Genomic DNA, 5,309 nt, shown 5'->3' on the forward strand with positions numbered 1-5,309 from the left:
CAACATCACCGGCGTTTGGCGCTGTCCCGCCTCATCAACATATTGCGCGCCGAGACGACCAGGCATGGAGAAATCGACCTGAATCGTACCCAACTGCCAAACCCGGCCGATACAATCTTTTAGTGAGAACTCAATTTTAGGGCCATAGAAGGCACCTTCGCCAGGCAACAACTCCCAAGGTAATCCTTTGCTGTCGAGCGCCAAGGCCAAGGCCTTTTCGGCGCGATCCCAATCCTCCTCGCTACCCACTCGCTGCTCGGGACGAGTCGACAGGCGGTAAATCACCTCAGTAAAGCCAAAATCAGCATAAACTTCGTGAAGGAAATCGATAAACGAGGCAACTTCAGGCTGAATTTGATTTTCAGTACAGAAGATATGTGCGTCATCTTGGGTAAAACCGCGTACCCGCATAATGCCGTGCAGTGAGCCCGATGGCTCATTGCGGTGACATGAGCCAAACTCTGCTAGGCGCAACGGAAGGTCGCGGTAGCTGCGCAAGCCCTGATTAAATACCTGCACATGGCAGGGGCAGTTCATTGGCTTGACCGCAAAAGTGCGCTCATCTGCACTTAGGGTAAACATGCCATCGCTAAATTTATCAGCGTGACCTGACTTCTCCCACAGGGAAATATCCACTACCTGTGGCGTGCGAATTTCCTGGTAATCATTTTTGCGCTGTTTGTCGCGCATATACTGCTCAATCGCCTGATAAACGCTCCAACCTTTGGAGTGCCAAAAGACCATACCCGGCGCCTCTTCCTGCATATGGAAAAGATCGAGCTTTTTAGCCACCTTGCGGTGATCACGCTTTTCAGCTTCGGCAATGCGGTTTAAATAGGCTTTCAGCGCTTTTTTATTGCCCCACGCCGTACCGTAAATCCGCTGCAACATGGCATTGGCTTGATCGCCACGCCAGTAAGCGCCAGCAACCTTGGTCAATTTAAAGGCGTTTAACTTGCCCGTGCTTGGAACGTGCGGACCACGACACAAGTCCATCCAATCACCCTGCTGATAAACCGAGATATCTTCATTGCCCGGCAGGTCTTTAATGATTTCAACTTTATACTCTTCGCCCAAATCACTAAATGCTTTTACCGCCTCTTCGCGGCTCATCACCTTGCGCGAAACCGGCAAATTAGCAGACGACAACTCTGTCATCCGCGCTTCGATTTTTTCTAGGTCTTCTGGAGTAAAGGCGCGTTCGTAAGCAAAGTCATAGTAGAAGCCATCTTCGATAACGGGGCCAATCGTCACTTGCGCGCCGGGAAACAAATCCTGCACGGCCATCGCCAGCAAATGCGCGGTGGAGTGGCGAATAATATCCACGCCCTCTTCATCCCGCTCAGTAATAATACCCAGCTCAGCGTCGTCAGAAATCAAATAACTGGTATCGACCAAACTACCGTTCACCCGACCAGCAAGCGCGGCCTTAGCAAGACCGGCGCCAATATCCAAGGCGACATCGGCGACAGTAACGGGGTTATCAAAAACGCGCTGACTCGCGTCGGGAAGCGTAATAACTGGCATAAGCTTGTCCTTTCAGTGGTGGCCCCTACCAAAGGTCACGTGACATATAAAATGCAGCATAAAACTGCAGAGGGTTTAAGCGCGCTATTATGGCCATAGCGCTACCGCTTCGCAAGCCGAAACCCACCGCAAATCAAGGACTCCCGAACGCCACCATGGAACTTAACAAACTAACAGCTGACATACTGCCCTACTATGAGTGGCGAGACGCTGAACATGCATCTAAGCTAACTACCAATCCATGCAGATACACTTCGATTAAAGCGAGAATGATCAATGAAAAAAATACTTTGCATTGCCCTATTTAGCGCATTTAGCCTACAAGCCAACGCCGGCTTCTGGGACAGCCTAACAAGTATCTTTAGCTCACCCGAGCCAGCACCAACAGAAGAAAGTAAGCCAGCTAAGGCATCGCCTGCCGACAAAAACGGCAGCAACACCACAGGCACCACAACAAGCAAGACATCGAGCAGCGAAGTAAGTATAAGCAGCGGCGTATCGCTCGACGCCAACACGGCCGCAGCGGTCAATCAAACCGCAACCGGCAGCATGATTCAAACCGGCATCCAACTACTGCCACTACTAAGCCAAACACTCGGCGTCAGCACATCACAGGCGACCGGCGGTATGGGCGCCTTGTTGCAGACCGCACAAAGCGTATTATCTGGTAATGACTTTAGCGTCATCGCCAACGCCATTCCCGGTACGAGCGGCCTGCTCAACGCCGCGCCAGCAGTGACGACCACCTCCAAGAGTGAAGGCGGTTTACTGGGCAACGCAATGAAAATGGCAACTGACTCAAACCCCTCTTTAAAAGCAGGAGCACAGCTGGTTTCTCAGTTTAAATCATTAGGCATGGGTGCCGAGATGATCCCTAAGTTTACTAATGTAGGTAGCAGCTACTTGAAACAGAATGGCAATGCAGAAGCGAGTGTATTGTTGGATGCGGCAATTTCTGGGGCCTTGTGATGTCGGGAAAAGCTTGATGGGAGACGCTAAGGTCAAAACCGCAAGCTTAAGGCTTGGCGGCTTTTGCATTTTCCGCCTCCCGTCTAGCGTTTTGCTGTATCAGTATGGCAGCGGCTACAAAGAAATGTGCTTCGCCGGAGAGCTGGATTACTTTAAAAAAGCCTAAGGGCTTTTTTAAACCCCTACGGGGCTGCGCCTTCGGCTTGGTTCAAATTGCTGGCGCAATGAGTGATCAAAACTGGCTTAGGCCACTTTTGACCCTACGGGCGACCTAAAGGCCGTCCAAATTGCTGGCGCAATTTGTCGAAGAGGCGCTTTCCGCACACAACCCACCAAACACTAAAAAGGCCCGCTATTTAGCGGGCCTTTTTAGTGTTTGGTAGGACTACCCAGATTCGAACTGGGGACCTCTACCATGTCAAGGTAGCGCTCTAACCAACTGAGCTATAGTCCTATAAAGGACGCGCATTATAGTCACGGTGTTTGTGTAGTTCAATAGTTAAAACTGATTTACTGGGCAGTAAAAAATCGCTGCTTAATTTCAGATAATTTATCACGAACATTAGCCGCCGCTTCAAATTCCAGATTTTTAGCGTGTTGCTGCATTTCCTGCTCGAGCTTCTTAAGGAGCTTACCGAGTTCGGCTGTCGACATTACCGCCGCGTCTTGCAAGTAATCTCCGGATGGCTCAGCTACCTTACGGTTATCTTGGCGATTGTGTTTTTTACCTTTTGATCCAGGTATCGCGCCAGCATCGAGTATATCTTCTACCGACTTTTTAACACCAACTGGGGTAATGTTGTGCTTTAGGTTGTGGGCAATTTGCTTCTCTCGACGCCGTTCGGTCTCACCGATCGCACGCTCCATTGACCCGGTAATGCGGTCACCGTACAGAATCGCCTTGCCATTCAGATTTCGCGCCGCACGACCAATGGTCTGAATGAGCGATCGTTCAGAGCGCAAAAAACCTTCTTTATCAGCATCTAATATTGCCACCAGCGACACTTCAGGCATGTCCAAACCTTCGCGCAGCAGGTTAATCCCCACCAATACGTCGAATTTACCCAAACGCAAATCACGAATAATCTCAACCCGCTCGACGGTATCGATATCTGAGTGCAGGTAGCGCACGCGAATACCGTGCTCATCTAAATACTCAGCCAAATCTTCAGCCATACGCTTGGTGAGTGTAGTGACGAGCACCCGTTCACCAACGTCGGTGCGCTTGGTAATTTCCGAAAGCAAGTCATCGACCTGAGTGGTCGCCGGACGCACTTCGATTTTAGGATCGATTAACCCGGTTGGACGCACCACTTGCTCTACGGTACGCGCAGAATGTTCGCTTTCGTAATTCCCCGGTGTAGCCGATACCATAATCATTTGTGGCACCAAGCGCTCCCACTCTTCGAAGCGCATGGGCCTATTATCCAAAGCCGACGGCAGACGAAAGCCGTATTGCACCAAGGTTTCTTTACGTGAGCGGTCACCCTTATACATAGCGCCAATCTGAGGAATGGTAACGTGTGATTCATCAACCACGACCAAAGCGTCTTTAGGCAAATAATCAAACAAGGTCGGTGGCGCGGCGCCGGGCTCACGTCCAGAGAGATAGCGCGAGTAGTTTTCTATGCCATTGCAGTAGCCCAGCTCACGAATCATCTCAATATCGTAGCGGGTGCGCTGCTCAAGACGCTGCGCCTCCACCAGTAAATCGCTTTCCCGAAGGTGCTTTAAACGCTCAAGCATTTCGTTTTCAATAAAATCCACCGCCTTAAGCAGGGTATCTCGAGGCGTCACGTAATGGCTTTTGGGATAAATAGTGACCCGCGGAAATTTACCGAAAGACTCGCCTGTTAAGGGGTCGAAACCGGTAATAGAGTCGATTTCGTCATCAAACAGCTCCACTCGCACCGCGTCTTTTTCGCTGTCAGCAGGAAATATATCGATCACATCGCCGCGCACCCGGTACGTACCACGCTGAAAGGCAATATCATTGCGCGTGTATTGCAGCTCAGCCAAACGGCGAAGCAACTGGCGCTGATCAATTCGCTCGCCCCGAACCAAATGCAAAATCATTTTGAAATACAGCTCGGGGTCACCCAAACCGTATATCGCCGACACCGAGGCAACAATAATCGCGTCAGAGCGCTCCATCAGCGCCTTAGTCGCCGACAGGCGCATCTGTTCAATATGGTCATTAATCGAGGCATCTTTCTCGATAAACGTGTCCGAGGCCGCAACATAGGCCTCCGGCTGATAGTAATCGTAATAAGACACGAAATACTCAACCGCGTTATTGGGAAAGAATTCTTTAAACTCACCGTAGAGCTGGGCCGCCAAGGTCTTATTCGGCGCCATAACGATAGTCGGCCGCTGCAGCGACTCAATCACATTGGCAATGGTGAAAGTTTTACCCGAGCCCGTCACCCCCAGCAGGGTCTGGGCATGGAGCCCCGCATTCACGCCCTCTATCAAGCCGGCAATCGCCGCAGGCTGATCGCCCGCTGGGGCGAATTTAGACACTACTTGAAAAGGTTTAGACATCCACCACGCACTCGCTACAGAAAACCACCAATAGTACCCCGCTACCTCTCTGCCCGCAAAGGTGCTGCAAACAAGTTACCACTTCGCGCTAAGCACCCGAAATTGTTCACAAAACCACCAATACAACATTTTCTTCGACAAAGGGTTGACGCACTTAGGAAACCTCCTTAATATGCGCGTCCTCAGCTGTTGAAGCTGATCCGCCTTAGCTCAGTTGGTAGAGCAAATGACTGTTAATCATTGGGTCGCTGGTTCGAGCCCAGCAGGCG

The 5,309-nt window shown here is 50.8% G+C and carries 4 protein-coding genes and 1 tRNA gene; 2 read left to right on the top strand and 3 right to left on the bottom strand.

Translation table 11 applies throughout. The annotated features are described in order from the left end of the window. Window positions 1-1,527, bottom strand: a 1,527-nt coding sequence (gene thrS, locus ABYP33_RS17215) for a threonine--tRNA ligase (RefSeq protein WP_373092383.1), incomplete at its 3' end; no start/stop codon positions are given. A 276-nt stretch (window positions 1,528-1,803) separates the two neighbouring features. Here thrS and ABYP33_RS17220 point away from each other — a divergent pair. Further along, entirely contained in the window at window positions 1,804-2,496 is a 693-nt protein-coding gene (locus tag ABYP33_RS17220; RefSeq protein WP_373092384.1) for a DUF2780 domain-containing protein, read from the top strand. 16 nt (window positions 2,497-2,512) lie between these two features. Beyond that, a complete protein-coding gene (locus ABYP33_RS17225; protein ID WP_373092385.1) occupies window positions 2,513-2,662 on the top strand; it encodes a hypothetical protein in 150 nt (49 codons plus the stop codon). Between the two features lie 211 nt (window positions 2,663-2,873). Here the strand turns inward: ABYP33_RS17225 and ABYP33_RS17230 are convergent. Next, window positions 2,874-2,950 (bottom strand) — tRNA-Val (locus ABYP33_RS17230). Between the two features lie 56 nt (window positions 2,951-3,006). Next, window positions 3,007-5,040: an excinuclease ABC subunit UvrB gene (uvrB, locus tag ABYP33_RS17235; protein ID WP_373092386.1), complete on the bottom strand. Its 2,034-nt coding sequence runs from the start codon at window positions 5,038-5,040 to the stop codon at window positions 3,007-3,009. Window positions 5,041-5,309 lie beyond the last annotated feature (269 nt).

Origin of the sequence: Zhongshania sp., from assembly GCF_041584495.1 — a bacterium.
Lineage (GTDB): Bacteria > Pseudomonadota > Gammaproteobacteria > Pseudomonadales > Spongiibacteraceae > Spongiibacter.

Bases quoted from the DNA above. Each gene is read 5' to 3' on its own strand.
- ABYP33_RS17220 (WP_373092384.1), top strand. From the start codon at position 1,804: ATGAAAAAAATACTTTGCATTGCCCTATTTAGCGCATTTAGCCTACAA.
- ABYP33_RS17225 (WP_373092385.1), top strand. From the start codon at position 2,513: ATGGGAGACGCTAAGGTCAAAACCGCAAGCTTAAGGCTTGGCGGCTTT.
- uvrB (WP_373092386.1), bottom strand. From the start codon at position 5,040: ATGTCTAAACCTTTTCAAGTAGTGTCTAAATTCGCCCCAGCGGGCGAT.